This is a genomic window from Nocardia aurantiaca, assembly GCF_009708175.1.
In the GTDB taxonomy this organism is placed as follows: domain Bacteria; phylum Actinomycetota; class Actinomycetes; order Mycobacteriales; family Mycobacteriaceae; genus Nocardia; species Nocardia aurantiaca.
On sequence record NZ_WMBB01000006.1, the window covers coordinates 290,516 to 317,068 of the forward strand.

At 68.1% G+C, this 26,553-nt stretch carries 29 protein-coding genes and 1 tRNA gene; 11 read left to right on the plus strand and 19 right to left on the minus strand.

The features are described 5' to 3' along the window. Window positions 1-30 precede the first annotated feature (30 nt). From GLP40_RS14840 to GLP40_RS14855, 4 genes are all read right to left on the minus strand, one after another. The gene (locus GLP40_RS14840; RefSeq protein WP_154788458.1) at window positions 31-1,188 is read right to left on the minus strand and encodes a glycosyltransferase family 4 protein; all 1,158 of its coding nucleotides are present in this window, start codon (window positions 1,186-1,188) and stop codon (window positions 31-33) included. A 268-nt stretch (window positions 1,189-1,456) separates the two neighbouring features. Beyond that, on the minus strand, window positions 1,457-2,467 hold the full coding sequence (locus GLP40_RS14845) for a peptidase MA family metallohydrolase (protein ID WP_154788459.1): 1,011 nt from the start codon (window positions 2,465-2,467) through the stop codon (window positions 1,457-1,459). Window positions 2,468-2,577: 110 nt separating this feature from the next. Beyond that, window positions 2,578-3,582: an NlpC/P60 family protein gene (locus GLP40_RS14850; RefSeq protein ID WP_154788652.1), complete on the minus strand. Its 1,005-nt coding sequence runs from the start codon at window positions 3,580-3,582 to the stop codon at window positions 2,578-2,580. Window positions 3,583-3,839: 257 nt separating this feature from the next. Beyond that, a complete protein-coding gene (locus GLP40_RS14855) occupies window positions 3,840-4,457 on the minus strand; it encodes a C40 family peptidase (protein WP_154788460.1) in 618 nt (205 codons plus the stop codon). A 786-nt stretch (window positions 4,458-5,243) separates the two neighbouring features. On the opposite strand from GLP40_RS14855, the gene GLP40_RS14860 reads away from it, so the two are divergent. Beyond that, the gene (locus GLP40_RS14860) at window positions 5,244-7,049 is read left to right on the plus strand and encodes a DEDD exonuclease domain-containing protein (RefSeq protein ID WP_154788461.1); all 1,806 of its coding nucleotides are present in this window, start codon (window positions 5,244-5,246) and stop codon (window positions 7,047-7,049) included. A 390-nt stretch (window positions 7,050-7,439) separates the two neighbouring features. Here GLP40_RS14860 and qcrB read toward each other — a convergent pair whose 3' ends face one another. The 4 genes from qcrB to ctaE all read right to left on the minus strand — a co-directional run bounded on the left by qcrB (window position 7,440) and on the right by ctaE (window position 11,831). Beyond that, window positions 7,440-9,059, minus strand: coding sequence for a cytochrome bc1 complex cytochrome b subunit (qcrB, locus tag GLP40_RS14865; RefSeq protein WP_154788462.1), 1,620 nt, complete (start codon window positions 9,057-9,059; stop codon window positions 7,440-7,442). Further along, complete coding sequence (gene qcrA, locus GLP40_RS14870; RefSeq protein ID WP_154788463.1) at window positions 9,056-10,204, minus strand: cytochrome bc1 complex Rieske iron-sulfur subunit; 1,149 nt, start codon at window positions 10,202-10,204, stop codon at window positions 9,056-9,058. Before qcrA ends, qcrB begins: the two co-directional genes overlap by 4 nt. Window positions 10,205-10,277: 73 nt before the next feature. Further along, the gene (gene qcrC, locus GLP40_RS14875) at window positions 10,278-11,138 is read right to left on the minus strand and encodes a cytochrome bc1 complex diheme cytochrome c subunit (protein WP_154788464.1); all 861 of its coding nucleotides are present in this window, start codon (window positions 11,136-11,138) and stop codon (window positions 10,278-10,280) included. Between the two features lie 81 nt (window positions 11,139-11,219). Next, window positions 11,220-11,831: an aa3-type cytochrome oxidase subunit III gene (gene ctaE / locus GLP40_RS14880; RefSeq protein WP_328290176.1), complete on the minus strand. Its 612-nt coding sequence runs from the start codon at window positions 11,829-11,831 to the stop codon at window positions 11,220-11,222. A gap of 177 nt (window positions 11,832-12,008) precedes the next feature. On the opposite strand from ctaE, the gene GLP40_RS14885 reads away from it, so the two are divergent. Beyond that, the gene (locus tag GLP40_RS14885) at window positions 12,009-12,413 is read left to right on the plus strand and encodes a hypothetical protein (RefSeq protein WP_154788465.1); all 405 of its coding nucleotides are present in this window, start codon (window positions 12,009-12,011) and stop codon (window positions 12,411-12,413) included. Between the two features lie 144 nt (window positions 12,414-12,557). Further along, window positions 12,558-13,613, plus strand: a complete 1,056-nt coding sequence (gene trpD, locus GLP40_RS14890; protein ID WP_154788466.1) for an anthranilate phosphoribosyltransferase — start codon at window positions 12,558-12,560, stop codon at window positions 13,611-13,613. A 24-nt stretch (window positions 13,614-13,637) separates the two neighbouring features. On the opposite strand, the gene GLP40_RS14895 is transcribed toward trpD, so the two are convergent. Further along, a complete protein-coding gene (locus tag GLP40_RS14895; protein ID WP_154788467.1) occupies window positions 13,638-14,192 on the minus strand; it encodes a phosphoribosylanthranilate isomerase in 555 nt (184 codons plus the stop codon). A 108-nt stretch (window positions 14,193-14,300) separates the two neighbouring features. On the opposite strand from GLP40_RS14895, the gene GLP40_RS14900 reads away from it, so the two are divergent. Continuing rightward, window positions 14,301-14,612 (plus strand): hypothetical protein, encoded by a 312-nt coding sequence (locus GLP40_RS14900; protein WP_154788468.1) that lies wholly within the window; start codon window positions 14,301-14,303, stop codon window positions 14,610-14,612. Window positions 14,613-14,621: 9 nt separating this feature from the next. Here the strand turns inward: GLP40_RS14900 and GLP40_RS14905 are convergent, their stop codons facing one another. Then, entirely contained in the window at window positions 14,622-14,897 is a 276-nt protein-coding gene (locus tag GLP40_RS14905) for an Lrp/AsnC family transcriptional regulator (protein ID WP_154788469.1), read from the minus strand. Window positions 14,898-14,972: 75 nt separating this feature from the next. Then, window positions 14,973-15,428, minus strand: a complete 456-nt coding sequence (locus tag GLP40_RS14910; protein ID WP_328290177.1) for a MarR family winged helix-turn-helix transcriptional regulator — start codon at window positions 15,426-15,428, stop codon at window positions 14,973-14,975. Between the two features lie 92 nt (window positions 15,429-15,520). Between GLP40_RS14910 and GLP40_RS14915 the strand changes: the two genes are divergently transcribed. Further along, window positions 15,521-16,372: an NAD(P)H-binding protein gene (locus GLP40_RS14915; RefSeq protein ID WP_154788471.1), complete on the plus strand. Its 852-nt coding sequence runs from the start codon at window positions 15,521-15,523 to the stop codon at window positions 16,370-16,372. Between the two features lie 23 nt (window positions 16,373-16,395). Here the strand turns inward: GLP40_RS14915 and GLP40_RS14920 are convergent. The 3 genes from GLP40_RS14920 to GLP40_RS14930 form a co-directional block, all read right to left on the minus strand. Next, a tRNA-Asp gene (locus GLP40_RS14920) sits at window positions 16,396-16,470 on the minus strand. A 93-nt stretch (window positions 16,471-16,563) separates the two neighbouring features. Beyond that, window positions 16,564-16,749 carry a hypothetical protein gene (locus GLP40_RS14925; RefSeq protein WP_154788472.1) on the minus strand — a complete coding sequence of 62 codons (186 nt, stop codon included), beginning with the start codon at window positions 16,747-16,749 and terminating at the stop codon, window positions 16,564-16,566. Window positions 16,750-16,860: 111 nt separating this feature from the next. After that, the gene (locus tag GLP40_RS14930; RefSeq protein ID WP_154788473.1) at window positions 16,861-17,325 is read right to left on the minus strand and encodes a carboxymuconolactone decarboxylase family protein; all 465 of its coding nucleotides are present in this window, start codon (window positions 17,323-17,325) and stop codon (window positions 16,861-16,863) included. Window positions 17,326-17,622: 297 nt separating this feature from the next. Between GLP40_RS14930 and GLP40_RS14935 the strand changes: the two genes are divergently transcribed. Further along, a complete protein-coding gene (locus GLP40_RS14935; RefSeq protein WP_230329576.1) occupies window positions 17,623-18,387 on the plus strand; it encodes a YdcF family protein in 765 nt (254 codons plus the stop codon). A gap of 113 nt (window positions 18,388-18,500) precedes the next feature. Here the strand turns inward: GLP40_RS14935 and fabG are convergent, their stop codons facing one another. Then, on the minus strand, window positions 18,501-19,250 hold the full coding sequence (fabG, locus tag GLP40_RS14940; protein WP_154788474.1) for a 3-oxoacyl-ACP reductase FabG: 750 nt from the start codon (window positions 19,248-19,250) through the stop codon (window positions 18,501-18,503). A 47-nt stretch (window positions 19,251-19,297) separates the two neighbouring features. Continuing rightward, the gene (locus GLP40_RS14945; RefSeq protein ID WP_154788475.1) at window positions 19,298-20,449 is read right to left on the minus strand and encodes an acyl-CoA dehydrogenase family protein; all 1,152 of its coding nucleotides are present in this window, start codon (window positions 20,447-20,449) and stop codon (window positions 19,298-19,300) included. Window positions 20,450-20,591: 142 nt separating this feature from the next. On the opposite strand from GLP40_RS14945, the gene GLP40_RS14950 reads away from it, so the two are divergent. After that, window positions 20,592-21,266 (plus strand): TetR/AcrR family transcriptional regulator, encoded by a 675-nt coding sequence (locus GLP40_RS14950; RefSeq protein ID WP_328290215.1) that lies wholly within the window; start codon window positions 20,592-20,594, stop codon window positions 21,264-21,266. Here GLP40_RS14950 and GLP40_RS14955 read toward each other — a convergent pair. After that, entirely contained in the window at window positions 21,263-21,406 is a 144-nt protein-coding gene (locus GLP40_RS14955; RefSeq protein ID WP_154788476.1) for a hypothetical protein, read from the minus strand. The genes GLP40_RS14950 and GLP40_RS14955 overlap by 4 nt on opposite strands. A 138-nt stretch (window positions 21,407-21,544) precedes the next feature. Between GLP40_RS14955 and GLP40_RS14960 the strand changes: the two genes are divergently transcribed. Both GLP40_RS14960 and GLP40_RS14965 read left to right on the plus strand, forming a co-directional pair. Further along, window positions 21,545-21,688 carry a hypothetical protein gene (locus GLP40_RS14960; RefSeq protein WP_154788477.1) on the plus strand — a complete coding sequence of 48 codons (144 nt, stop codon included), beginning with the start codon at window positions 21,545-21,547 and terminating at the stop codon, window positions 21,686-21,688. Between the two features lie 294 nt (window positions 21,689-21,982). Further along, window positions 21,983-23,224, plus strand: a complete 1,242-nt coding sequence (locus tag GLP40_RS14965) for a metal-dependent hydrolase family protein (RefSeq protein ID WP_154788478.1) — start codon at window positions 21,983-21,985, stop codon at window positions 23,222-23,224. On the opposite strand, the gene GLP40_RS14970 is transcribed toward GLP40_RS14965, so the two are convergent. After that, complete coding sequence (locus GLP40_RS14970; protein ID WP_328290178.1) at window positions 23,215-23,928, minus strand: helix-turn-helix transcriptional regulator; 714 nt, start codon at window positions 23,926-23,928, stop codon at window positions 23,215-23,217. The two genes, GLP40_RS14965 and GLP40_RS14970, sit on opposite strands and share 10 nt — an antisense overlap. Before the next feature lie 129 nt (window positions 23,929-24,057). On the opposite strand from GLP40_RS14970, the gene GLP40_RS14975 reads away from it, so the two are divergent. Both GLP40_RS14975 and GLP40_RS14980 read left to right on the plus strand, forming a co-directional pair. Further along, on the plus strand, window positions 24,058-24,567 hold the full coding sequence (locus tag GLP40_RS14975; protein ID WP_328290179.1) for a DUF2231 domain-containing protein: 510 nt from the start codon (window positions 24,058-24,060) through the stop codon (window positions 24,565-24,567). Between the two features lie 34 nt (window positions 24,568-24,601). Beyond that, on the plus strand, window positions 24,602-25,018 hold the full coding sequence (locus GLP40_RS14980; RefSeq protein WP_154788479.1) for a hypothetical protein: 417 nt from the start codon (window positions 24,602-24,604) through the stop codon (window positions 25,016-25,018). A 97-nt stretch (window positions 25,019-25,115) separates the two neighbouring features. On the opposite strand, the gene GLP40_RS14985 is transcribed toward GLP40_RS14980, so the two are convergent. Beyond that, a complete protein-coding gene (locus tag GLP40_RS14985; RefSeq protein WP_154788480.1) occupies window positions 25,116-26,471 on the minus strand; it encodes a TIGR03118 family protein in 1,356 nt (451 codons plus the stop codon). Window positions 26,472-26,553: the final 82 nt, after the last annotated feature.

Consider the following 26,553-nt stretch of genomic DNA (forward strand, 5'->3'; position numbering starts at 1 on the left):
CGCTTGGCCGCGAACCTTCCGGTGATCGCCTCAGTACGCTCGTGTCTCGGCCGAAACGCTCGGATCCAGCAGCTCCCGTAGTCGCGCACCCATCAGGTCCCAGCGCCATTGCTGCTGCACCCAGGCTCGACCGGCCGCGCCCATGGCGGCGGCGGCATCACGGTCGGACAGGATGTCGACGATGGCGGCGGTGAGGGATTCCACCGAGCGGCCGTTCACGACGCGGCCGGTCTCACCCTCGCACACGGTCTCCGGTGCGCCCCCGGAATTGCCCGCCACCACCGGCACTCCCGTGGCCGAGGCCTCCAGGAACACGATGCCCAGCCCCTCCACGTCCAGGCCGAGACCGCGGGTGCGGCAGGGCATGGCGAACACATCGGCGATGGTGTGGTGCGCGGCGAGTTCGTTCGAGGGCACGCGGCCGGTGAAGACCACATCGTCGCCGAGCCCCATGACGTCGGCGAACTGCCGCAACTTCTGCTCGTACGGCCCGCCGCCGGCGATGACCAGCACCGCGCCGTCGATCCGCTTGCGAATCTCCAGCATGGCCGTGATCAGCATGTCCTGCCCCTTGCGCGGAACCAGCCGCGACAGGCACAGAATGGTCGGCCGGTCCCCGAGGCCGTAGCGGGCCCGCAATTCTGCCCGGGCGGCCGGATCCGGCTTGAAGACCTCGGAATCCACGGCGGGCGGCAGATATTCGAGCGCTGCCTGCGCCCCGAACGCCGTCGAGAACCGACGCCGCGTGTATTTGCTGACATAGGTGACGACATCGGTGTGATCGCCGATGACCCGCAGCGCCTGCCGCGCCCCGGGCAGCATCGACCAGCCCACCTCATGCCCGTGCGTGGACGCCAGAATCCGCTCGGCGCCCGCCTGCCGCAGCACCGGTGACATCAGCGCCAGCGGCGCCGCCGCCCCGAACCACACTCGATCGCACTTCTCGTCGCGCAGGAGCTTCTTGGCGCGCCGCGTCACCAACGGCGTCGGCAGCATCAGCGTCGTCGGATGTCGGACCACCTGAAACGGCTGCTGCGCATCGAACTTCCAGTGACTGTCCCCCCGCCACCGCGGCGCGTACACCACCAGCTCATCAGCGGGCAACTGCAGGGCGAGCGATTGCAGATACGACTGAATCCCACCCGGTCGCGGCGGGAAATCGTTGGTAACCAGCAGAGTTCGCCCCATGCCACAAACCTACTGCACCCGGTCCCCGCACTCCTCCCACCCCGAAACCTCGCACCCCGAGCCGCCAACCGGCTCGAGCAAGACCCGCGGCCCCGCGCCCTCCGGCGCCGCACCCCCGCCCCGCCTCGCAGCCCCACGGCCTTGCTCTCGAGGCCGAGCGCGTCGCGGCCTCGCGCGCCTCGCGGCGCGGCGTCTGCCGGCTCGATGAATCGAGACCGGAGCGCTGACCGCGGCAATCACGCGGGTCAAAGCATCATGACCTGGTGGCTCAGGCGCCTTCGGCGGTGCGGGTGGTGAGCCAGGCGCGCCACTGGGCGATCAGGTCCTGGTAACTGGCGCCGAGGATGGCGCGCAGGGCGGTGTCGACGGCGGACCTGTCCTTGGGGCCGGAGGCGAGCTGACGGTAGAGGTCGACGAGTTCGGGGTCGCCGTAGCGGTCGGCGATGAACGCGCAGACGGACCAGCCCTGTTCGTAGGCCAGGGAGGCCGTGCCGCTGGCGGGTTCGAACATGGCGTCGGGCGGAAGATCGGCGGGCAGGTCACCGGCGCGGGCGCGCGCGGTGAGGGTGGGGGCGATCTGGGTGATGGGGTGGCGCAATGCCCGGTGGGCCGAGTATTCGGCGAAGCCCTCGAGCATCCACATCGGGGAGCCGTCGACGGTGACCGCGCGGCTGGCCATATGGGTGAGTTCGTGACGCAGCACCGAGCGCAGCGTGTCCGCGCCCAGGCGACGTCCGGACTCGGGGCCGAAAACCACGCGCTGTCCGGTCAATTGGGCGCCGGGACGAAAGGGGTCGGCGACGGTGGAGGCCGCGACCTCGACGGGCACGTCACCGACAGCGTGGGTGAGGGCGGCGAATTCGGACGGGCTGGAGGCGACCACCACGACGGGCGCCTGATTCCAGTCGGCGCCCCACAGCGAGGTGACCGCGGCGGTGCTTGCCGCGAGTTCGCCTGCCAGCACATCGATATCGGCGCGCTGCCCGGAATGCCCCAGTACGATGCCGATCCGCCCGGGCCCGGTGGCCACCGTTTCCGCGATCACCTTGCCGTAGGACTCCATGGTCCTTTTCACCAGCGGCACCTGCGGATCCGTGGCCGCGAGCCGGCCGGAGTCCTGGCCCGGCACCACGGCGCGCAGCTTGGGCACGACCGAGTTCGGCAGCATGAGCAGCGCACCGCACGCGGCGGTCAGCGCGCTGACCATCACCAGCGTGAGGACGAACTGCAACCGCCGCCGCGCCGACAACCAGCCGCGCACCTGCCGCAGGGCGCTCATCGCCACCTCGCCGTGATCATGCTCCGCACGGTGGGCATGGGTGGGGACCCTCCGTGGTCACGCAAGCTGCCTCCTCCGGGTCCTGATCACTCATGCCGGGTTCGCGGAGTTCAGAACCGGCGCGCCGAATGGAACGGTGTGGAGCCCATCGGCGCGACCTGGACCGGAACGCCGAAAGTCGAAGCGTGCAGCATCAATCCGTTGCCGGCGTAGATGCCCACGTGTGAGATGTCAGAGTAGAAGAAGACCACGTCTCCGGGCTGGAGGTCCTTCTCGTCCACGGGCGTGCCGAAGCTGGACTGCTGCTGACTGGTGCGCGGCACGTTCTTGCCGACCTGGTGGAAGGCCCACTGCACCAGGCCGGAGCAGTCGAACTGGTCGGGGCCGGTGGCGCCCCAGACATACGGATCGCCGACGCGGGTCAGGCCCGCGGCCAGTGCGCTGGTGCCGGAACCGGGCACCAGGCCCCTGAGCAGGCTGTCGCGATCGAAGCCGGGAGGGAACATCGAACCCGCGAGCGCGGACTTGTCCCCGGCGGAGAGCTGACCCCAGGCGGCGATCACCTGAGCCATGGATCCTTGCAGCGCAGCGCGTTTGGACTCCAGATCGGACCGGACCGCATCGGCCGCGGCACTGGCGGCGCGGGCGGTGTCGGCCGCGGCGCGGGCGCTGGCCTCGGCGGCGGCGGCCGCGGCGGTGGCCTTCTGATATTGGCCCAGTTGATCATTCGTGCGCGCGCCCACCAGGTCCACGATGGACATCTGGTCGAGCAGCTGTTGCGGAGAGTTGCTCACCAGTAGCGAGGTGAGCCGGTTGGTGCGGCCACTGAGCAGCGCCGAGGTCGCGGCGCGATCGATGACCGGTTGGTAGCGGCGGATTTCCGCCTTGGCCGCGTCGAGCGTGGCTGCCGCGTCGGCGGCGCGCTGGTCGGCGGCGGTGGCGGCGGCGACCTTGGTGTCCAGATCGGCCTGCGCATTGAGCGCCTGCTGATTGAGCTGTTCGGATTGTCGCGACAGGTCGATGAGCCGCTGCACCGCTTCCCCAGCAGATGCCGGTGCGGAGGCCGGATCGGCTGTCGCGGGTCCGACGCCCAGGGCGCCGTAGGTGCCGACCATGAGTGCGCCTACCGTGAGGGCTTCACCCACCAGTCGCCTGGTTCGCTGACTGTGTGTCCGATGCTGTCGCCGCTGCGCTGCCACGGTTGGTGTCGTCCCGTTCTCTTACCCTGAGCCGGTCAAGAAGGTCTCGATAAGATTACGAAACGGCGACCGGTTGTGTCCAGCAGGCCACGGAATCATCACGGTCACCGTTCCTTCCGCAGGTCGGCCGCCTGCGGTCGGCTGGGAGAAGGATCCCCCGGTCGAACGAAGGATCAGATGCGACGCGCGCCCGCGAACGGCATCGAGGAGATCGGCGCGACCTTCACCGGCTGACCGGAGGTCGACGCGTGCACCACATTGCCGTCGCCAATATAGATGCCGGAGTGGCTGCCGCCGTAGAACGACACAACGTCGCCGGGCTCGAGGTCGTCGAACGATACGGGGCTGCCGGTATTGAGCTGCTCATAGCTGGTGCGCGGCAGGCTGACCCCGGCCTGGGCGTAGGACCACTGCACCAGACCGGAGCAGTCGAAGGCGTTCGGGCCGGCGGCGCCGTAGACGTACGGGTCGCCGACGCGGCTCATGGCGGCGTCGACCGCGACCCGGTGGGTGTTGTTCTGCGGGGCGAGGCTCGGAGCCCCCGGGGTGACGGTGCCCGGGAGGGCGGGGATCGGGATGGATTGCGGGACGCCCGGGATGCCGGCGGGGAGTTGGATCTGGTCGGGCACATCGATCGTGCCGACCGGCGTGTTCACCGGCTGGGCCGATGCGGGAGTGGCGGGCAGCAGCAGCGCGCTCAGCGTGGCAGCGCCGACTGCACCGGCCGCAGCGGCACGACGCGCAGTGCGCTGCATGCCCCGGACCTGTCGCTTGACGGTGATGGTCGCCATGGTGAGGTACTTCCAATCTGCCCCGCGACGCCGCACCCGGTGGTGCGTCGGACTCCGCGAGGTCTCAGGAAGATTACGAGCACATAACGGTGCTTTGTAAAGCCGTGATAAGGATTCGTGACTCGAAATTGTTACGCATCCCCATTTCGATGCGATAAACATCACAGCAATCACGAAACGATAACAGTGGCCGTTTTTCCGAGAGCGTCCCAATGGCTACCGGCGGGTAGCGCGTGCCCGCACGAGCCCCTCCCAACCTCGACGGATTCCACATAACACCAGGTAATGGCCATTGTTCGCGACCTGGTCGATCCCGACACGCCCATCCGACACGCCCGACCGCAGGACAGCGGGGCAGCACACACCGGACGCCGATTCGAATCGGTCACCTCACTCGCGGAATTCATTCACAATCCGAATGAATGTGACGCTGGCCACATTTTCCCTTATTCTCGTGAATTCGAGGATTTGATCTTGAGAATTTCCATCACATATCCAGACATTTCCCCAGGTCGCGCGTAGCAACTCCCTGGACGCGGCCCGGGTTCCCGGCCGACCTGCGAAGAACGCCGTACGACACACTCCCGGACGCGGTCACGACCCGCTCGCCTGCGGTCGTCACCCATCGCCGGACGCCTCATGATCGCCGCCGCGGCGGGAGCAGGCCCCGTCCACGCCGCCACCGCCACGGAATCCGACCGGGCGATCGGCCCCACCCGTGTATCGGGTGAGCGAGGGCCGACCGCACGGAGACCTCCGAGGGCAGCTCGCCGCCGATCGACGGGGATGCGGCGACCGAATCAGACAAATGCCTTGCCCAGGAAAGCGTGTCGGACCCTGCGCCTAGGCTTCCCGTCCGTGTCCGGACAGCTGGCCTTCGACGAGCTCGAAACCCCGCTCTATGACACGACGTTCGTGGTGGTGGACCTGGAGACCACCGGCACCAGTCCCGACGGCGACTCGATCACCGAGATCGGGGCGGTGAAGGTGCGCGGCGGCGAGGTGCTCGGGGAGTTCGCGACGCTGGTGAACCCCGGGTGCGCGATTCCGCCGCAGATCGTGCAGATCACCGGGATCACGACGGCCATGGTGATGGACGCGCCGCGGATCGAGCAGGTGCTGCCCGGATTCCTGGAGTTCGCGCGGGGCGCGGTGCTGGTCGCCCACAATGCCCGCTTCGACACGGGGTTCCTGAAGGCCGCGGCGGCGCGGTGCGAATTGCCGTGGCCCGCTTTCCAAACGGTGTGCACGGTCCAGCTGGCGCGGCGGGTGCTCGGCCGGGACGAGGCGCCCTCGGCCAAGCTCTGGTATCTGGCACAGCTGCTGGGCGCCGAGACACGGCCCACGCACCGCGCCCTCGACGACGCCCGGGCGACGGTGGACGTGCTGCACGCGCTGATCGCCCGGGTAGGCAATCAAGGAGTGCAGAGTCTCACCGAGCTGCTCGACTATCTGCCGGAGGTGACGCGCCGCCAGCGCGCCAAACGCGTGATGGCCGCGGACCTTCCGGCCACGCCGGGCGTGTACCTGTTCCGGGGGCCATCGGATGAAGTCCTCTACATAGGGACGGCGGTGAACCTGCGCCGTCGCGTCCGCAACTACTTCACCGGCTCCGACACCCGCCCGCGCATGCGCGAGATGGTGCAGCTGGCCACCCGGGTCGATCATGTCGAGTGCGCGCACGGCTTGGAGGCCGGTGTGCGCGAGCTACGGCTGCTGCTCGCCCACACCCCGCCCTACAACCGCAGATCGAAGTTCCCGCAGCGCGCGTGGTGGCTGACGCTGACCGATGAGCCCTTCCCCCGCTTCGCCGTCTCCCGCACACCCACCCGAGATGCGCTGGGCCCGTTCACCTCCCGCGCCGATGCGGTGGAGATCGCCGCGACCGTCGCCGAGCAGGCGGGCCTGCGCACCTGCACCACCCGGATCCCGCGCACCGGCCGCCACGATTGCCCGCCGGCCGTGGTCGGCGGTTGCCCGGCGAGTGCCCATGGCAGCCCCTTATATATAGAGGAGTACGAACGCGTTCCCGCCGCTGTCCGCGCCCTGTTCACCGGGGCCGACGACGCACTCTTGCACACCATTGCCGGGAAGCTCGAAACTCTGTCCACCGCAGAACATTTCGAGGCCGCAGCCCGCCTGCGGGATCGCACCGTGACAGTGGTCCGCGCCCTGCGCCGCACCCAGCGCCTGGCCGCCCTGGCCGCCATCCCCGAACTGATCGCCGCCCACCCCGACGGCGCGGGCGGCTGGGAGTTCGCGATCATCCGGCACGCCCGCCTCGCCGCCGCCGGCACCGCCGTCCGCGGCATCTCCCCCATGCCGGTGGTGGACCGCCTGGCGGCCTCCGCCGAAACCGTCATTCCGCCCCGGCTCGCCGGCCCCGACGACGACCCCGCGTATCCCCCACTGCGCGGCGCGCTTCCGGAGGAGGCGGGCCTGCTGCTCCGCTGGCTCGAACAGCCCGGCACCCGCATCGTCCGCACCACCGACGGCTACGCCGAACCTCGTCTCGGCGCGGGCGCGTGGCTGGACTGGGTCGCCCGCGCCGAGGCCGCCGCCCAGCGCACCGCCCCGGAGCAGACACCGTAGGAGTGACCGCGCCCGGTTCGGCCGCCGCCACCGTGCGCAGTGGGCGCATCCCTCGCCGGTGGTGTGGCCGCCGCCGGAGACCTACGCCGAGACGCGGCGGAGATCCTGCCGGGCGTGCGCTACCGGCGGCTCGTGCTGTGGCGGTTCTCGCTGGTGTGGACCAAGCCGAATCCGGATGGGCCGCAAGGCTGGTCGCTAGCGCGGGATGCCGTGCGCCCGGCCGGTCTCCACCGCGTACCGCGTCGCCATCGCGGGCCGGTCGCCCGCACAGCGGCGATAGTCCGGAGGCTGACGAAATCCCGCGGTCCTCGTCACCCGATCGCTTCGGGCCAGGAGAACGGGGAAGGCCCCGAGTCGAATTCGACTCGGGGCCCTCCCTGGTGACGACGATCAGTGATCGTGCTTGCCGATGGCGGCGTTCTGCGCCGCCTCCAGCACCTCGAGCATCTTGTGCTCTTCCTCGTGGGCGACGGCCACGTTCTCCGCCTGCTCCGACGCGGGGTCGGCGCGCAGGAAGGAGCCGGTGCCGGGCTTGCCGGCGGAACCCAGCTTGGCCATCTTCTTGGGCACCGGGGCGCCCTGGTACTCCAGCGGGATCGGGTGGCCGTGCGAGTCGACCGGGCCCAGCGGCTGGTGCACCTCGATGTACTCACCGTGCGGAAGCCGCTTGATGACACCGGTTTCCACACCGTGCTCGAGCACCGCGCGGTCACTGCGCTGCAGGCCGATGCAGAACCGGTACGCGACGAAGTACGCGATCGGCGGGGCCAGCAGCAGGGCGATGCGGAAGAACCAGGTGGTGGCGTTCAGCGAGATGTTGAACTTCAGCGCCAGGATGTCGTTCACACAGGCCAGGGTCAGCACCATGTAGAACGCGATGGCCATGGCGCCGATGGCGGTGCGGACCGGCACGTCGCGCGGACGCTGCAGCAGGTTGTGGCGGGCGGTGTCGCCGGTGAGGCGCTTCTCGATCCACGGGTAGGCGATCAGCACCACGAACACCACGCCCATGATGAGCGCGACCCAGACCGGCGCCGGGACCGTGTAGCGGCCCAGGTACAGCTCCCACGGCGGCATGAGACGCGCCATGCCGTCGGTCCACATCATGTAGAAGTCCGGCTGCGAACCCGCGGAGACCTGAGACGGGTTGTAGGGACCCAGGTTCCAGATCGGGTTGATCTGGAAGACGCCACCCATGATGGCGACGACGCCCAGGGTGAAGGCGAAGAACGCGCCCTGGTCGGCGGCGAACACCGGGATGATGCGGGCGCCGACGACGTTCTTCTCGGTGCGGCCCGGTCCGGGGAACTGGGTGTGCTTCTGATACCACACCAGCGCCACGTGCGCGGCGATGAGCGCCAGGATGATGCCCGGCAGCAGCAGCACGTGCGCGATGTACAGACGCGGAATGATGATGGTGCCCGGGAAGTCACCGCCGAAGATCAGCCAGTGCATCCAGGTGCCGATGACCGGAAGACCCATGGTGATGCCGCCGAAGGCGGCGCGCAGACCGGTGCCGGAGAGCAGGTCGTCCGGGATCGAGTAGCCGAAGAAGCCCTCGAACATGGCCAGGATGAGCAGCAGCGAGCCGATCACCCAGTTGGCCTCACGCGGCTTGCGGAACGCGCCGGTGAAGAAGATGCGGAACAGGTGGATGATGATCGACGACGCGAACAGCAGCGCCGCCCAGTGGTGCACCTGGCGCACGAACAGACCGCCGCGCACCTCGAAGGAGATGTTCAGCGCGGTCTCGTAGGCCCGCGACATGGTGACACCGCGCAGGGGCTGGTAGGCGCCCTGGTAGACGGTCTCGGACATGGACGGGTCGAAGTACAGCGTCAGGTAGATGCCCGACAGCAGCAGGATGATGAACGCGTACAGCGCGATCTCACCGAGCAGGAACGACCAGTGGGTCGGGAAGACCTTGTTGATCGATCGCTTGGCGAACGCCGCGACGCGGTAACGCTCGTCAATCTCGTTGGCCTGGACGGCCACTTTGCTAGGGCTCATGAACGACGCTCCCAGAAAGCCGGGCCGAGGGGCTCGATGAAGTCGTGCTGGGCGACCAGGTAGCCCTCGGCGTTGACGGTAATCGGCAGCTGCGGCAGCGCACGAGCGGCGGGACCGAAGACCGGCTTACCCCACTCGGTCGCCGAGAACTGCGACTGGTGGCAGGGGCACAGAATTCGGTTGGTCTGCTGCTCGAACAGCGAGGTGGGGCAGCCGAGGTGGGTGCAGATCTTCGAGTAGGCGAAGTAGTCGCCGAAGTTGAAGCTCTCCTGGCCCTTGCGCTTGATGGCGTGCTCCGCGTCCTGGGGCCGCAGGCGGATCAGCATGACCGCGTTGCGGATTCCGCGCAGCGACTGCAGGGTCGCGTGCTCGTCACCGCGCCAGGATTCCTTCCACGGGAAGACGGTCTCCATGGCGCCGGCGTCGAGGTCCTCCGGCTTGACGAGGACGATGTCCTCGGGCCGGCCGGTGTCACGACGCAGATAGATGGTCTCGCCCGGGTAGTCCGGGGTCCAGCCGGAGACCCACAGCGGCGACTTGTCGCGCTTGGCCCACGGGTTCTTGATCATGCCGCCGACGAAGACGAACAGCGCGCCGACGCCCAGCAGCCCGACGCCCAGGCCCGCGGTGCGGGTGATGAGCTTGCGGCGGCCCAGCGTTGAGGTCTCGGCGGCGTCCTGCAGCTGCGCGACCAGGGTGCGCCGGTTGACCTCCGAGGACGCGCCGTCGTGGCGGTCCTGGATGGAGATCTCGGCGGGAATGAAGTGCTTGCGGATCAGCACCACCGCGACGCCGATGGCCAGCACGGCGATGCCGAGGGTGAGGCCGTAGAGCGGGGTGGTCAGCGTGTACATGCCGTTGCCGTCCTGGTGACGGCCCTTGTACTCCCACGGCCAGAACAGGAAGACACCGATCAGCGCGGCACCCGCGAGCGCGGAGATGCCGAACCACAGCGCCACCCGGCGCTCGGCGCGCTTCTCGGCCCGGGTACCCGGGACCGGCCAGCGCGGGGCGCGGTAGGCGACGTCGACGCCGTCGAGCTCGGTACCGAGCTTGACCAGCTCGTCGCGGGACATGGCGTCGAGCTGCTCTTCGGTGGGTTCGGTGGGGCTGTCCCCCATGCTGTTTCGCTCCTGTTCACTCATGGCTGCGCCCTTTCGGTCATGAGTCCGGGCGCTGCGTGGTCATGCTGCGCCGCCGCCTCCGCACCTGACGTACTCATGACCGGGAACCGATCCACATCGCGGAACCGACCAGGACCACGATGCCGACGACCCAGATGGCCAGGCCCTCGGTCGCGGGACCGAAGCCGCCGAGGCCGTAGCCGCCCTCGGAATGGGTCTCCATGCGGTCCTTGATGTAGGCGACGATGTCCTTCTTCTCGTCCGGCGTCAGCTGCCGATCGGAGAACTTGGGCATGTTCTGCGGGCCGGTCACCATGGCCATGTAGATCTGCTGGTTACTGGCCGGCTCCAGCGGCGGCGCGAACTTGCCGGACGACAGCGCGCCGCCCTTGCCGGTGAAGTTGTGGCAAGACGCGCAGTTCATGCGGAACAGCTCGCCACCGCGGCCGAGGTCGCGGTCCTCGACGATGGACTCCTGCGCGATCTCGCCATTGCTGTCGCGCAGCACGGTCGGGCCGCCGCCCTGAGACTGGACGTACGCGCCGAGCGCGTCGGTCTGGTGCGCGTCGAACTTCGGGGGCTTGCGCTGGATCTGCGCCTCGTTGCGGGCGGCCGGCATGCGGCCGGAGGAGACCTGGAAGTAGACCGCGGCCTCACCGACGCCGATCAGGCTGGGGCCGCGATCCTGGACGCCCTGCAGGTTGGCACCGTGGCAGGTGACGCAGGAGGTGTCGTAGATCTGCTTGCCCTCGCGGATCAGCGCGGACTGGTCCTCTTTCGCGGTCGCGACCTGAGCCTGCGGGGTCAGGGCCGACGCCGCGAAGCCGGCTCCGACGAGGCCCATCAGGAGTACCAGACCGCCGGCCAGCTTCCGACGCATACGGCGCTGCTTGCGGATCTTGGTGGCCTGGCCGATCCCCTCGGGATCTGGCGCTGACGGGGGAGATGAACTCATCTGTGTCCCTTTGGAGTAGACGGAACCGACTTGTACAAGTTTGTGGTCGCCGACGCGGGCTGGGCCTCGGCGCGTCCGGTGCTAGCGGACGAAGTAGATCGTGGCGAAGAGGCCGATCCAGACGATATCGACGAAGTGCCAGTAGTAGGAGACGACGATCGCCGCGGTGGCCTGCGCGGGGGTGAACTTGCTGAGTTTGGTGCGGATCAGCAGGAACACGAACGCGATGAGACCTCCGATGACGTGCAGACCGTGGAAACCGGTGGTGATGAAGAACACCGAGCCGTACACGCTGCTGGAGATCGAGGTGCCCTCCTGGTACAGGGCGTGGTACTCGGTGGCCTGGCCGCCGACGAAGAACGCACCCATCAGGAAGGTGAGCAGGTACCAGCGCCGCAGGCCGAAGACGTCGCCCTTCTCCGCCGCGAACACGCCCATCTGGCATGTGAAGGAGGAGGCGATCAGCACCGCGGTCACCGGCACGGCGAGCTTCATGTTCAGCTCGGTCGGCTCCGGCGGCCAGTTTCCGTGGGCCTGCGCGCGAGCAACGAAGTACATGGCGAACAGGCCGGCGAAAAACATCAGCTCGCTCGACAGCCAGATGATGGTACCGACGCTGACCATGTTGGGCCGGTTCAGCGAATGCACACGCTGGGTAATGGCCGATCCTGGGGTCCCTACTGCGGTCGTCACGCGGTAAGTATGACTTGTCGTAGTACGACAGGCGTAGGCGGGTACGAAACTTTGTCGTACGTGTCGGAAAGCCCAGCGCGAGCGGGCGTCTCGCGGTGACCTTCGGCGTGTCACCGGAGAGCCTAGATTGCGCAGGTAAGAGGAAGCTGAGCCCTGCTGAGAGGGAGTTGAGCGGTGATGTCGTGGTGGCAGCGATTGCTGGGACGGGGCGGCACAACGAAACTTGATCCGGCGCGCCCGGATCTGGTGGTGGTGGCGTCGAGTTTCGATGATGCGGAAGCCTGTTCGACCGCCCTGGGCAAGGCCTTGGACTGGTCCGCCGATCAGCCGGTGGTGCTCAGGCACCATCTGCGGGTGCCCGTCGGCCAGGTGAATGCGGTGCAAGTCATCGCCGCGCAGATTGGCTATGACACCGCCTCGGTGGACGGCGCGGATCCCGCGAACCTGGTTTTGCAGCGAGTGCAGGTGCTCGACGCCCTGCACTGCTCCCAGGAACGTGCCCGCATCGCCGCGGTCGCGCACCGCCATGAAGGCGACGTTCTGGGCTGGGATGCGCTTCAACCCGCGGAACGGCCCCGCTAGCGAGAGTTCTGGGGCGGAGCTGCGGGAAATCCCGGGTGGGTCGGGGCGCAGCCCCCTGAGAGTCCCGAATGCTGGGTCATCCACACTAGGCTTGCCCCAACGACACTGGTGTCCGGCATCGACCGGCCACGGGAAGAGAAGGCAATGAGCGCGCGCAGCTGGCGAGAAATCCTCGGCATCCTCACCGACGGCAACGATCTGTCCTCGGATGAGGCCGCGTGGGCGATGAACGAGATATTCTCCGACAACGCCACCACCGCGCAGATCGCGGCCTTCGGTGTGGCGCTGAAGATGAAGGGCCCGACCCCGACCGAGTTGAGCGGTCTGGTCAGCGGAATGCTCTCGCACGCGCGGCGGGTGCCGTTCGAGGGCGCGGCGGTGGATATCGTCGGCACCGGCGGTGACCGCTCGGGCAGCGTGAACATCTCCACCATGTCCTCGATCGTGGTCGCGGCCACCGGGATTCCGGTGATCAAGCACGGCAACCGGGCGGCCTCCTCCAAGAGCGGCGGCGCGGACGTGCTGGAGGCGTTGGGCGTGAAGATCGCGCTGGGGCCGGAGTCGGTGGCGGAGTGCGTGCGGCAGACCGGCATCGGCTTCTGTTTCGCGCCGGTGTTCCATCCCTCGCTGCGGTTCGCCAGCCAGGCGCGCGGTGAGATCGGCATTCCGACGGTCTTCAATATCCTGGGCCCGCTGACCAATCCGGCCCAGCCCAGCGCGGGCCTGATCGGCTGTGCCTTCCCGGATCTGGTGCCGGTCATCGCGGGCGTGTTCGCCGATCGCGGGGCTTCGGCGCTGGTGGTGCGCGGCAATGACGGGCTGGACGAGATCACCACGGCCGACACCACCGATGTGTGGGTGGTCGCGGGCGGCCGGTCGCACGAAACCACCGTCGACCCGACTCGATTGGGTATCGAGCGGGTAGATCCGTCGGCGCTGCGGGGTGGCGACGCGCAGATGAACGCGGTGATCGCCCGCAATATGTTCGCGGGCGATCCGGGCCCGGTGCGGGACGCGGTGCTGCTGAATTCGGCGGCGGCCGTGGTGGCGTTCGATCTGACCGCCGAGGAGGTCGAGGCCGATCTGCACGCCAAGCTCGCGGTGGCGTTGAAGCGGGTGGCCGAGACCGTGGATTCCGGTGCGGCGGCGAGCCTGCTGGACCGCTGGGTCGCGGTCTCCAACGAACTCGACGCGAACTGATCCGGTTCGGGCCGGCGAGGCGCGTCAGGCCCCCGGTTCGGCCACCGAGTCCACGGCCTGCTTGAAGCGGCGCATGGCATCGAGACTCTTGATACCGGGCGCGGTTTCCAGCGAGCTGGAGACGTCGACGCCGAAGGGCCGGTGGGCGGCGATGACCTCGGCGACGTTGTCGGGGCTCAGACCACCGGCCAGCACTACCTGCCCGGGCGCCTTGACGAGCCAGTCCGGGAATTCGGTGAACACGCCCGACCCGACGCTGGCGTCGTAGAAGAAGTACTCGCAGGTCTGCTCCGGGGCTGGTTCGACGGCCGAGCAGTAGGCCAGATTCGGCAGCTCGGTCCAGTTGTAGAGCTGGATGACGTCGAAGTCGCCGATCACCTCGGCGACCTCGGTCCGGTCGAACGCGACGACGAAGGAGCGGATCTTTCCGCGCGCGTACGCGGCCAGTTCCCGCGCCCGGGCGGGCTCGACATACCGCTTGCTCTTGGGTGTGCCGACCACGCCGATGGCGGAATAGCCGAGTTCGACGGCCCAGTCGATCTGTTCCTCGGTGGTCAGCCCGCACACCTTGACGAACATGGGTTCCTGCCTTCTTCCTGGAAGATTTCCTTCGAGTGTCCTGAGAGTTCCGGGCACCCAGCTGTGTGTTCGTCGTTGGGGTCCGCGGGACGGCGCTAGAGTTTCGCCATGCGATACGGAGTGGTGCTACCCGGCCTGGTGGTCGCGTTCCTGGGCCTCGGCATCCCGGTGAGTGCCGCTCATTGGGCCGCCCATGACGGTGCCGCGGACCCCGGCACCCTCACCGTCGACGGCCGCAATTACGGCACTCCGGACGACTGCGTGACCATCCGCAGCGTGCCGCGCCGCCTCACCATCGACAATGCCACCACCCAGCGCGCCCGGGTGTACCTGTTTCCCGGCTGCAAGGGCGGCGTCACGCACACCATCGAGCCGGGGCACAACGGCACCGCGCTGGGCGCGTCGGTTCAGACCCGCTGACCCGGCCGGCTATTCGCCGATCGAGAAGCCGGCCTCCACGTCCGCGCGCGAGTAGGACTTGAAGGCGATGTGGGTGGCGGTGCGCAGCACGCCGGGCGTCTTGTTGATGTGGCCGGTGACCACGTCGGCGATCTCCTCATGGTCGCGCACTCGGACCACGGCGATCAGGTCCACATCCCCCGCGCACGAATAGACCTCGGCCACCCCCTTGATGTCGGCCAGTTCCTGCGCGGTCTCCGGAATCCGATCCGACTCGGCAGAGATCAACACGATCGCGGTAATCATGTGCCCAACTCTAGGTGATCGCCGGGGCGGCAGTGCCGATCCGGGATCGAACGGCGGCGGCAGGGGCGAACCGGGTCAGTCCGGGATCGCGTCGGTGTGATCGAGAGGTTCGCCGAGCAGGTCGGTGGCGGCGCGGTGGATCTTCGCCAGCGCTGACATGAGGTGGCGGCGTTCGGTGGCGGTGAGCTCGGCGGTGACCTTGTCCGATAGGGCCTTCCGGTCGGCCTCGACGGGTTCGCGGAGGGCGCGGCCGCGGTCGGTGAGCCAGAGCCGGACCAGGCGGTTGTCCTTGTCGTCGCGGCGGCGGGTGAGCAAGCCGGCGGCGGCCATGCGGGTGGCCATTTTGACGACGGTCGGCGTGGTGACGTTCAGGGCGGCGGCCATCTCCCCCGGCGTGCGGCCGTCCTGTTCCCACAGCACGGCCAGCACATGGTTCTGGCCGAGATGCAGGCCGAGGCGGCGCATATCGCGATCGGCCAAGGCGCGCAAGGCTTTCGAGGTACGGCCGTGTAGGTCGAGGAAGTCGGACACGAAGCCTCCGGTGGGTGCGGACGAGTATTGACCAATAATCATTAGCCGTCTAACGTTCTCTTTCAATAGACGGCTAACGATCTGGAGGTGCCATGCTACTGCTGACCGGAGCGACCGGGAACATCGGCCGCGAACTCACCCGCGTTCTCGACGCCAACGATCTCGATTTCCGAGCCCTGGTGCGCGATCCGGCGCGGGCCGCGACCCTGCCCGCGCACGCCGAAGCCCGCCTCGGTGACCTCGACGACCCGGAGAGCCTCGACCGGGCCATGATCGGTGTCACCAGCCTGTTCCTGCTGGTGCCCGGCATCGGTTTGGACCACACCCGCACCTTGCTGCTCGCCGCCGAGCGAGCGGGGGTGGGCCGGATTGTCATGATCTCCTCGGCCCATGTGCTGGTCGAACCGCTGCCCGCCATGGGCAGCTGGCATCACGAACGCGAGAACCTGGTGCGCGCCAGCGGAATTCCGTACACGATCCTGCGGCCGGGTGGCTACATGTCCAATGCCCTCGAGTGGATTCCCGCCCTCCGCGCGGGCGACCCCGTGCTCGACCCGTCGGGCCCGGGCCGCTTCGCCCCGATCGATCCCGCCGATATCGCCGAGGTGGCGGCCCGCTGTCTCACCGAGCCCGGGCACACCGGCGCGGCCTATCACCTCACCGGCCCGGAGAGTCTGACCGTCGCCGATCAGGTCGCCATCCTGTCCCGGATCCTGGACCGCGACATCAAGATTCGCGAAACCGCCACCCCGGAGGAAGCGGTGGCGGCCCGCTTCCCGCACGGCGCTCCCCCGCGCCTCGCCGAAGCGATTGTCGAGGGCTTCGCCCTCATGCGCGCCGACACCGTCGGCGCCCGCACCGATACCGTGGCCGAACTGCTCGGCCGCCCGCCCCGCGCCTTCGCCGACTGGTGCACGGCCCACCGTGAGGCCTTCGCGGATTAGCCCGAACGAGGCGAAATCGATTGCGCCAGTGACGGGATTCGAACCCGCGGTTTCTTCCTTGACGGGGAAGCGAGGACTCCGGACTCCTCCACACCGACTGGACCACCCCACGACCTGCGCGCCAGGGCGTCGGTGGCGTCGATGACAGTACTGACGCGTCGCCGAAGGCGATACCGAATTTCCGCGGCGGGTCAGCCGAGGTCGGCGAGGAGCACGCGGGCGTCGTCGACTTCGAGGACCTCGAGTTCCTCGAAGAGTGCCGGGGCCCGGCGGGAATGGTCGCGGGTGGCGGTGGCCGAGCCGAGTGCGCGGTCGTCTTCACGACGTACGTGACGGCGGCGGATCGGGTGGCGGTCAACTGGCCCCTGTTTTGTCACACACGCCGAGTGGCACACCGCCGCGGAGAGTCGTCCGATTCTCACCCGGTGGTGTGCCGCTCGCGGAGATCTACCGGTGTGCCCCACGGTGTTCGGGGCGCGGTCGGGTGATCACCACTGGCCGGGGACGTACTCCCCACCCAGCTGGCCGGAGATGACATTGAGGCGGTTCCAGGCGTTGATGGTCGCGATCAGCGAGATGAGCGCGCCGATCTGGTCATCGTCGTAGTTCTTGCGGACCTGCGCCCAGGTGTCCTCGGTGATGGCGCCGCCGTCGGCGAGGCGGGTGCCCTCGTCGGTGAGGGCGAGGGCGGCGCGCTCGGGCTCGTTGAACACGCTGGATTCCCTCCAGGCCGCGACCATGGCCAGGCGCACCGCGGTCTCGCCGGCGTGGGCGGCGTCCTTGGTGTGCATGTCCAGGCACATGCCGCAGCCGTTGATCTGCGAGGCGCGGATCTTGACCAGTTCCTGGGTGGCCTTGGGCAGGGCGGACTCGTCGACGACGCGGGCGGCGGTGACGAGTCGCTTGGTGAACTTGGCGGCGACTTCGTTGTCGTACAGGGCGAAGCGGGTCATCGTTCTCTCTTTTCTCTCTGTGCCGTTCGTTGGCTTCGTCAGGTTGACGACGCGGCCCGCACGGGTGTGACATCGGATCGACTGTGATGCCGGTCACCCACCGAGGCGGTCCGGTGCCGTGCCGACCTCTCGACAACGCCGGGCCCGCTCGGCATTTGCGCTGTTGAGATACTCTGCGGCCACGATGTGAATCTTGATTTCGCGAAATCGCCTCCATCGGAGGGGATCCGAGGCGATCATGGATCCGACGATTGTGAACCGACCGGTAGTCACATCCCGGCTACCTAAGGGGTTGCGATGCTCGACGCAGGCAGACATCGGAAGATCTCACCCAACGGTCAGTGGCAAGGAGTCAGCCCGCAGTTGCGGCGCAGCCGGCCCGGCCGACATCACCGCCGGATTCCGAACGCGTTCCGCACGAAGGCCATGCGGGCGCTGCTGCCCGGAGCCACGGTCATCGCGCTGGCGACGGCCGCCGCCCCGGCCCACGCCGACGCGGCACCGCAACCGGTGCGGATCGATCCCATCGCGGGACTGTCCCAGGACATGGTGTCCACCATCAACGCGCTGAAGACGATCAACTTCCCCGGCATGGACCTGCCGGGCCTGGACCTGCCGGCGCTGTTCACCCCGGACACCGCGATCGTGGTGCTCGGTTACGGCCTGCTGCCCGACGGTCAGATGCGCCCCGAACTGATGGCCCGCCTCTACGCCGGCTACGTCTCGGCGCTGCTCTCCCCGCAGGCACCGGTCATCGTGACCGGCGGCAACCCGCAGAACGGGGTGACCGAGGCGGATGCCATGGCGGATTGGCTGGTCGATCTGGGCATCGATCGGGGCCGCATTCACACCGAGACCAAGGCGAATTCGACGGTCCAGAACGCGGCGTTCTCCGCGCAGCTGATGGACGCCATCGGCGCGCACGCGGCCATCCTGATCACCTCGGCCGACCATATCGCCCGGGCGCTGACGAACTTCAAGGCCGCGGGAATCTCGGTGGTGGCGACCTTGACGCCGGATGCCTCGCCACTGTCGGCACAGCCGTTCGGACCGGTCAAATAGCCGGGAACTCCCGCTCCGCAGACGAAACATGAAGGCCCGCCGGCCGATTCGACCGGCGGGCCTTCGCAGCGGGTTTGAGGGACTTGGCCCTGAGAGCTCCGAGGGCCGGCCTTCTAGAGGCGACGTCCGCCGTCGACGTAGATGGTCTGCCCGGTGACGAACGAGGCGTCGTCGGAGACCAGGAAGGACACCACGTTGGCGATGTCGGCGGGCTCGCCGACGCGGCGCAGTGGGGTGATCTTGGCGGCCTCGGCGCGGAACTCCTCGGGCGTGACCCCCACACGGGCGGCGGTGGCATCGGTCATCTCGGTGACGATGAAGCCCGGCGCGACGGCGTTCACATTGATGCCGAACGGACCCAATTCCATTGCCAGCGTGCGGGTCAGGCCCTGGATACCCATTTTGGCGGCCGAGTAGTTGGCCTGGCCCCGGCTGCCCAGCGCGGACACGCTGGAGGTGTTGACGATCTTGCCGGACTTCTGCTTCACCATGTACTTCTGCGCCTCCCGTGAGCACAGGAACGTGCCCTTGAGATGCACGGACATGACGGTGTCCCAGTCGTCCACCGACATCTTGAACAGCAGGTTGTCGCGCAGCACGCCGGCATTGTTGACCAGCACGTCCACCGAACCCAGTTCCGCGGCAACGCGTTCGAAGGCGGCCTGGACCTGCGTTTCGTCGGTGACATTGCCGCCGACCGCGATGGCCTTGCCGCCGGCGGCGACGATGGCGTCCACCGTGTCCGTGCAGGCGGCCTCGTCGAGATCGACGATGGCCACGGCGAATCCGTCGGCGGCCAGGCGGGCGGCGGTGCCCGCGCCGATTCCGCGGGCCGCGCCGGTCACGACTGCGACTTTCGACATGTCTGGATCTCCCTGTCCATGCAGAGCCTTTTCAAAGTAAGGCGTTGTCAGAGGAAGGCGTTGACGCCGGTGAGGGCTCGGCCGATGAGCAGTTTCTGGATCTGGCTGGTGCCTTCGTACAGGGTGAGCACCCGGGCGTCGCGCAGGTACTTCGACACCGGGTACTCGTCGATGTAGCCGTATCCGCCGAATACCTGGATGGCATTGTTGGCGGCCTTCACCGCGGCCTCGCTGGCGAACAGCTTGGCGACCGACGCCTCGGTGCCGAAGGGCTTGCCCTGCTCGACGAGTCCGGCGACCCGCCAGGTGAGCAGCCGCGCCGCCTCGACCTCGACGGCGATATCGGCGATGAGTTCCTGGACCAGCTGGTAGGAGGCGATCGGCTTGCCGAACTGCTCGCGCTGCTGAGCGTATTTCACCGCGGCCTCCAGACAGCCGCGCGCGACGCCGACACACCCGGCGGCCACGCCCATGCGCCCCTTGTCCAGGGCGGCCATGGCGATCTTGAAGCCTTGGCCGAGCTCGCCGAGCCGGTTGGCGTCGGGCACGCGGACGCGGTCGAAGACCAGTTCGGCGGTGGCCTGGCCGCGCAGGCCGAGCTTGCCCTTGATCTCGGTGCGCCCGAAGCCTGGGGCATCGGTGGGGACCAGGAACGCGGTCACGCCCTTGGGGCCGGGGCCCCCGGTGCGCGCGAAGACGAGGGCGACATCGGCCCAGGTGCCGTTGGTGATGAACATCTTGGTGCCGGAGAGCAGCCAATCCTCGCCGTCGGCAACGGCTTTGGTAGTGAGGCTGCTCGCATCGGAGCCGGTGCCGGGTTCGGTGAGGGCGAAGCAGCCCAGCGCCCGGCCCGAGCACAGCCGCGGCAGCCACTCCCGTTTCTGGGCGTCGGTGCCGTAGGTCTTGATCGACTTGGATACCAGGCCCAGCGAGACCGAGACGATGCCGCGCACCGAGCTGTCGCCGCGCCCGAGTTCCTCGAGCAGCAGGCAGTAGTCCGTGGCGGTGCCGCCGGCCCCGCCGTACTCCTCGGGGATCTCGATGCCGAGAAAGCCCATGTCACCGAGCTTGCCGACGATCGCGACATCCACCGATTCGGCCCGATCCCAGGCGGCCGCGTACGGTACGACCTCTTTGTCCACCCAGGCCCGGGCCAGGTCACGCAGTTCGCGCTGCGGCTCGTCGAGTTCGAAGTCCATGATGGCGATCTCTCCTAACCAAACGTTGTTAGGTTTATGGCTTCCGAAGCTATCCTAACAGTGTTCGGTTTTTCAAGGACCGGGTGATAAATTCAACCCCACGGGGAATCGCGGGGGTCTTCCGCAGAAGGAGGTGAGCCGGATAGCCAGGCCGAAGGTGCCGCTGCTGAGCCGCGAACGCATTCGCGAGGCGGCCTTGACCCTGATCGACCGTGACGGGCTCGCCGAGCTGTCGATGCGCAAGCTCGCCGCCGAACTGGGCGTGCAGGCCGCCTCCCTCTACACCCACTACCCCACCAAGGACGCGGTGCTGGATGACATAGCAGCTGGCCTGATGGCCAGGGTCGACCCGTCGGCGTTCGATCAGGGCTGGCGCATCGGCCTCACCTCCTGGGCGCGCTCGTATCGCGACGCCCTGGTCCGACACCCGAATTTCGTGGCCTATCTGGCCGCCGGGCCCGGCACCCGGGACGAGAACCTGCGTACCGCCGACGCCGTCCACGGCGGCCTGGTCTCCGCCGGCTGGCCCCCGCGCGAGGCCACCATGATCGGCGCCGCGACCCGCTACCTGGTCATGGGCGCGACCATGGGTTCGTTCTCCCGCGGTTTCGTCGATGACATCCAGGTCTATCGAGACCGGTACCCCCACCTGGAGCAGGCGCATCTGCTGCGCGCCAAGGCCGACGAAATCGACGCGGAGAGTTTCGAATTGGCGTTGTCTGCCTTCACCGACGGTCTGGGACTGCGCTTCGACGCCATTGAGAAGGAGCGGGCCCGCCGTCGGCGGGCTCGTTCCGGAAGCACCGAATCCGGTTAGGACAGACGCGCTTTCGCGTCTTCATGGCGGAACCGGAAGTGCCGGTCCTGCGGGTCGGCGACGATGCCGTCGAGCGAGACGAACAGTCCTGCGGTGATCTCGCGCATCGGGGACAGCGCCCCGGATTCATCGGCGGCCACCGCCCGTTTCCTCCCGCAGGTGCCCCGTTCGGGCGGCTCGGCCGGGCCGCCGCCACTGCGCTGCCTTTCACCCATTACGCTGTGGCACAACCGAATCCACCGCTCGTACGGTTGGGAACGAGCGTGTGGGAGTCTGTGGTGAAGCGGCTGCTTTTTCTGATAATGACGGTCATCGTGGCGGCGTCCACCTATGACTACGCCCGATCGGCGGGCCACTACGGACTGGTCGTGGTGATGGGCGTCGTCCTGTCGCTGTTCCTGATCGGCAAGACCATGGAATAGCTCGGGCGGACGGCCCAGTAGACGCAAGCCGCCGTCGAGGCCGACTCCCGCGGCGCCCGGATCGGTGTCGAGTCCAGGCACCGTCCGCGTCGGCCTCCGCACCGGCCAGCAGTGCGACACCGCCATGACGACCTCGACAGTCGTCCGGCCGATCATCGACGCCGATGTTCCGAACCCGGTCGGCGAGGGCGGCGCGAGGTCCCCGGGAACCGTTCTTCCCTGTGCTGAGATAGGAGGGCCAGTCGGATAGAGCCCGCTTCAATTCGCCGGAACCGTTGGAACGAGAGGGTGGCCATGGCAACGCTATTGACCGGTGCGACCGTGTGGGACGGTCTCGGTGACGGTCCTGTGGGACTGCGGGATGTGCTGGTGGACGGTGAGCGCATCAGCGAGGTGGCCGAGCACATCGCGGTGCCGGAGGGCGCGACCGTGGTGGATGTGTCCGGGCACACGCTGACGCCGGGATTCATGGATTGCCATACGCATGTCACGGTCACGCCGGATCTGGTTTCGGCAATGGCGATGTCGCCGACCGCGACGGCGCTGCGGGCCATTCCGACTCTCGAGACGTTGCTGATGAACGGCTTCACGACCGTGCGCGATCTCATGTGCGCGGACCCCGGGTTCAGCGTGCTCGATCTCCGCGACGCCGTCGCGGCCGGACTCATCGTGGGGCCGCGGATGCTGGTGGCGCCGCACCTGATTTCGGCGCGCGGCGGGCATGGGGATTTCAGTCTTTCGATAGCCGGTGTGTTCCAAGGTGATTCGCACGTGCTGGAGCTGGCGGCCGCGGATGGCGCGGAGGAGATCCGGACCCGCGTGCGGCAGGAGATCCGGGCGGGCGCGGACTGGATCAAATTCGGTGCGACCGGAGGGTTTTCGAGCCCGTCGGACGATCCGGCGCACACGACGTATACGCAGGACGAGATGAACGCCCTGGTCGAAACGGCCCGTGATCTCGGTCGCCCCGCCACCCCGCACTGCTACGGCGACGAGGGCGTGCGCCGCGCGGTGCGGGCGGGAGTGCGCAGCGTCGAGCACGGCAACCTCGCCACCGCGGACACCTTGCGGATGATGGCCGATCACGGCGTGTTTCTGGTTCCGACCCAGTTCACCCTCCTCGAAGATGCCCGCCATGTCGATGATGACGAATTCTGGTCCGGCAAGCCGGTGTACAAGCGCCGCAAGTTCCAGCAGCACCGCAAGGCCCTGCTCGACGGGGCCGAGTTCGTCGCCGCCAGCGAGGTCGCGATCGCCTTCGGCACCGATGCGGGGATGTTCCCGCATGCGGAGAACTGGCGGGAGTTCCCGACCATGGTGTCGACCGGCATCACCCCGGCCCGGGCACTGCGCGCCGCCACCAGCGTCGCCGCCGAACTCCTGGGCCTGAACGATTTGGGCGTCCTCGCACCCGGCAAGACCGCCGACATCATCGCCATGCCCGGCGATCCTTTCACCGACATCTCCCTCACGGGTCAGGTCGACTTCGTCATGAAGGCAGGCACGATCTACAAGCAGCCGACCGATCACGCGTGAGTGCTATCGCGGTCGGCGGCGGCGCGCAGTTCGACACAGCATTCGCCGGGGCGCGGAGCCAGGACGGCTTCGATGGCGTCCGCACCCAGGCCGTCGATGACACCGGAGAGATAGGCGTGGTTGAGGCCGCACACCAGCGCCGGGGCCGAAGCCGCCAGGGGGTGGAAAGGGCAGTTGTGCAGGCGAATACAGGACGGACCGGTGCGACCAGGTTCGAAGCCCTGTTCCGCGAGCAGCGCCTGGAGCAGGGTGAGGGCGCGTTCCGCGCCGAGGCGGCCGGGCGTGACGCGCTCGCGTTCGGCGTCGCCGAGTTCGGTTCCGCGCCGGGTGGCCACGCGCAGCGCCACGTCGCGGGCGGTCTCGCCCGCGCCCTCGGTGAGCACGGCCCCCATCAGAATCTCGGCCAGCACCTCGTAGCGCCGCTCCGGAATGCTCACGCGCACATCGGTTTCGGCGGGTTCGTACACCTTGGGGGTGCGGCCGACGCGGCGGGTGAGGCCGACGGCCTCGTAGCGGGCCCGCAGCAGACCGGCGTCGACCAGCTTGTCCAGGTGGAAGGCGGCCAGTTTGCGGGAGATGCCGGCCTCGGCGGCGGCCTCGTCGCGGGTGACGGGGCGGCGGGCGCGGCGGATGTACCAGTACATGCCGCGGCGCAGATCGTCGTCGAGGACGGCGACGGCACCGATCGCGGAAGCGCTGGTCACGCGACCACAATAGCGCCGATCGTGTGGTCCGAAAGGCGATGGGTACCCCGATAGCGTGTACTCCTTGACCCGGCCGGGAAATTACACCAAGAATTATTTCCGAAAATAGGTGCTGGTTGGGAGGTTATTGTGAGCGCTGATCCGCAACAGGCGAAACAACCCGTGAGTGCGGCGCTGGCCGGGCCCTACGGCCATCCGTTCCATCCGATCCTGGTCACCGTGCCCATCGGGGCTTGGGTGGCGAGCCTGATCTTCGACCTCGCCTCGCATGTGGCCGGAGACCCGGCCGCACTGGCGCGCGGCGCGCTGTGGCTGATCGCCATCGGCGTGCTCGGCGCACTGGCGGCGGCGACCGTCGGGTTCCTGGACTTCCTGGCCATACCCGCCGGAACGCCCGCTTTCCGCACCGGCCTGCTCCACCTGGGCCTCAACCTCGGAGTGACCGTCGCCTTCGCGGTGGATTTCTTGTGGCGGCGGGCCGAGGGCACGCACGGCGCGGTGCCGTGGGGTCCGCTCGCGCTCTCGGTGGTGGCCCTCGCGACGCTGACCGTATCCGGTTATCTCGGCGGCAAACTCGCCTACCACTACGGCGTCCGGGTGGCCGATGAGGCCACCCAGGCCACGGGTTTTCGACGCTGAACCCCCATCAATCCCCCCTCGACAGGAGTTGGTCATGGCCATCGCGGCACTCATCACCTGGCTGCTCACCGCGACCGGCGGGTTCGTCCTGCTCGGTACCTGGATCGCCAAAGGCGGTGCGCGGCAACCGAGTAGCAGTCACCTGCCCCCACCCGTCCTGTTCGGCCATTTCCTGCTGGCCGCCGCCGGATTGGTGCTGTGGATCATCTACCTGGCGGTCGACACCAAGGCCGTCGCCTGGGTCGCGTTCGCGCTGCTGATTCCGGTGGCGCTGCTCGGCTTCTTCATGCTGCTGCGCTGGCTGCCGGTCTACCGGGCCGGTGCGGCCGGTGAGGCGCAGTCCGAACCGGCGGAACGGCACTTCCCCGTCATGATCGTGGGCGGACACGGCGTCCTCGCCGTCGTCACGGTGGTGCTGGTCCTGCTGGCCGCACTCGGCGTCGGCTCCTGACCGTGGCATCGAACCGGACGCACCCGGTCCGGGACATGAAAGATCCTGGGCCCCGAGTCGGAATCGACTCGGGGCCCAGAACTTTCGCGGCTGCTGCCTACTTCAGGCGCAGGCTGCCGAAGAGTCCTTCCTTCTCGTCGTTCGGCCCGGCGGTGAAGTAGAGGGTGTCGGCGTCGCCGAGGCTCTCGCCATTGCCGAACATCAGACCCCACAGGCCGTCGATCTCGGCGGGCTTGCCGTCGGCGTCGCGCAGATAGTCGACGAACGTGCCGGACTGGTCGTCCAGGGCGAGGATATGGCCCGCGCCGCCGAAGTTTCCGATCAGCAGCTTGCCCGACAGCGGGCCGAAGCCCTGCGGCGCGATGGTGACGGCCCACGGCGCGTTGAGTCGGCCGTCGGCGTCCAGGGTGCGAACCAGCTTGCCGTTCTTGTCGAATTCGGCGACCTGGCCCTTCTTGGCCTTGTTGCCGGCGTTCTTCTCCTGGTCCTTGTCGAGCTTGTCCTCTTCGCCGGCCTTCAGCTTGTTCGGGTCGCCGCCCGCGGACTGGGTGACGGCGTAGGTGACGAAAACGCGGTCGCCGATGGTGGCGACATTGAAGGGGGCCGGGTCGCCGACCTTCAGCTTCTTGCCCTTGGTGGCGTCGGCCGGGTCGATGGCGTCGCCGGTGGCGAAGGGGTTGGCGAAACCGGTGGTGGGCACCAGCTTCCAGTCCTTGTCGAAGGTGCGGATCTGCGGGTCCTTGCCGAAGTCGGCGGCCAGCAGCTTGGTGCCGGACGGGTCCAGGGCGATGCCCTTGAAGCCCATGCCCTGTGCGGTGCCGTCGAATTCGAGCACGGCCGGGCCGTCGTGGCGCACGATGGCGCCGCCCGCGCCCTGCTCGGTCCAGCCGGAGATCTTGCCGGAGTCGGTGGCGAAGATGAAACGCGCGGAGCCGGTGAGCTTCTCGTCCTTGCCGTCGTAGCTGACCGGCTGGTCCTTCACCGCGAAGATGTCGGAGGTGATGGGGGCCGGGTTGAAGACGACGCCGGTGGTCTTGCCCTCGCTGTCGTCGCCGTCATCGTCCGGGATGGAGTCCGCGCCCGGGATGGTGACCAACTTCAGCGGGTCCTGGAACATCTTCTGGTACTTGGCATCCGGCGACTTGGTGACGTCACCGACGAACTGGAAGGAGTACCCGCCCGCGCCGACCCAGAAGTGCCCGCCGGCGCCCTTGGGGCGATCTGCGATGCCCCAGGCGTTGATGAAGGTCGGAAAGGTGAACTGCGCCTTGTCCGACTCCTTGTTGGAGGCGATATTGATCTGGGCGTAATGGTTGCCGTCGAGCGCCTTCAGGTCGTCACCGGTCGACTTCGTAGTGCCGCATGCCGCCGCGACGACCAGGGCCGCGCCCAGTGCCGACACGCGCAGTAGGGTCTTGTGTACCGGCGGTATGGCGCTCGAGCGTCCGTTCATGTCAGGTCCTTCCAGCAAACGCCCAGGTGCGGCGTTAGGTGATGCTAACCATAGCTGCAAGGATCGGAGGCTCGTTAGGGGA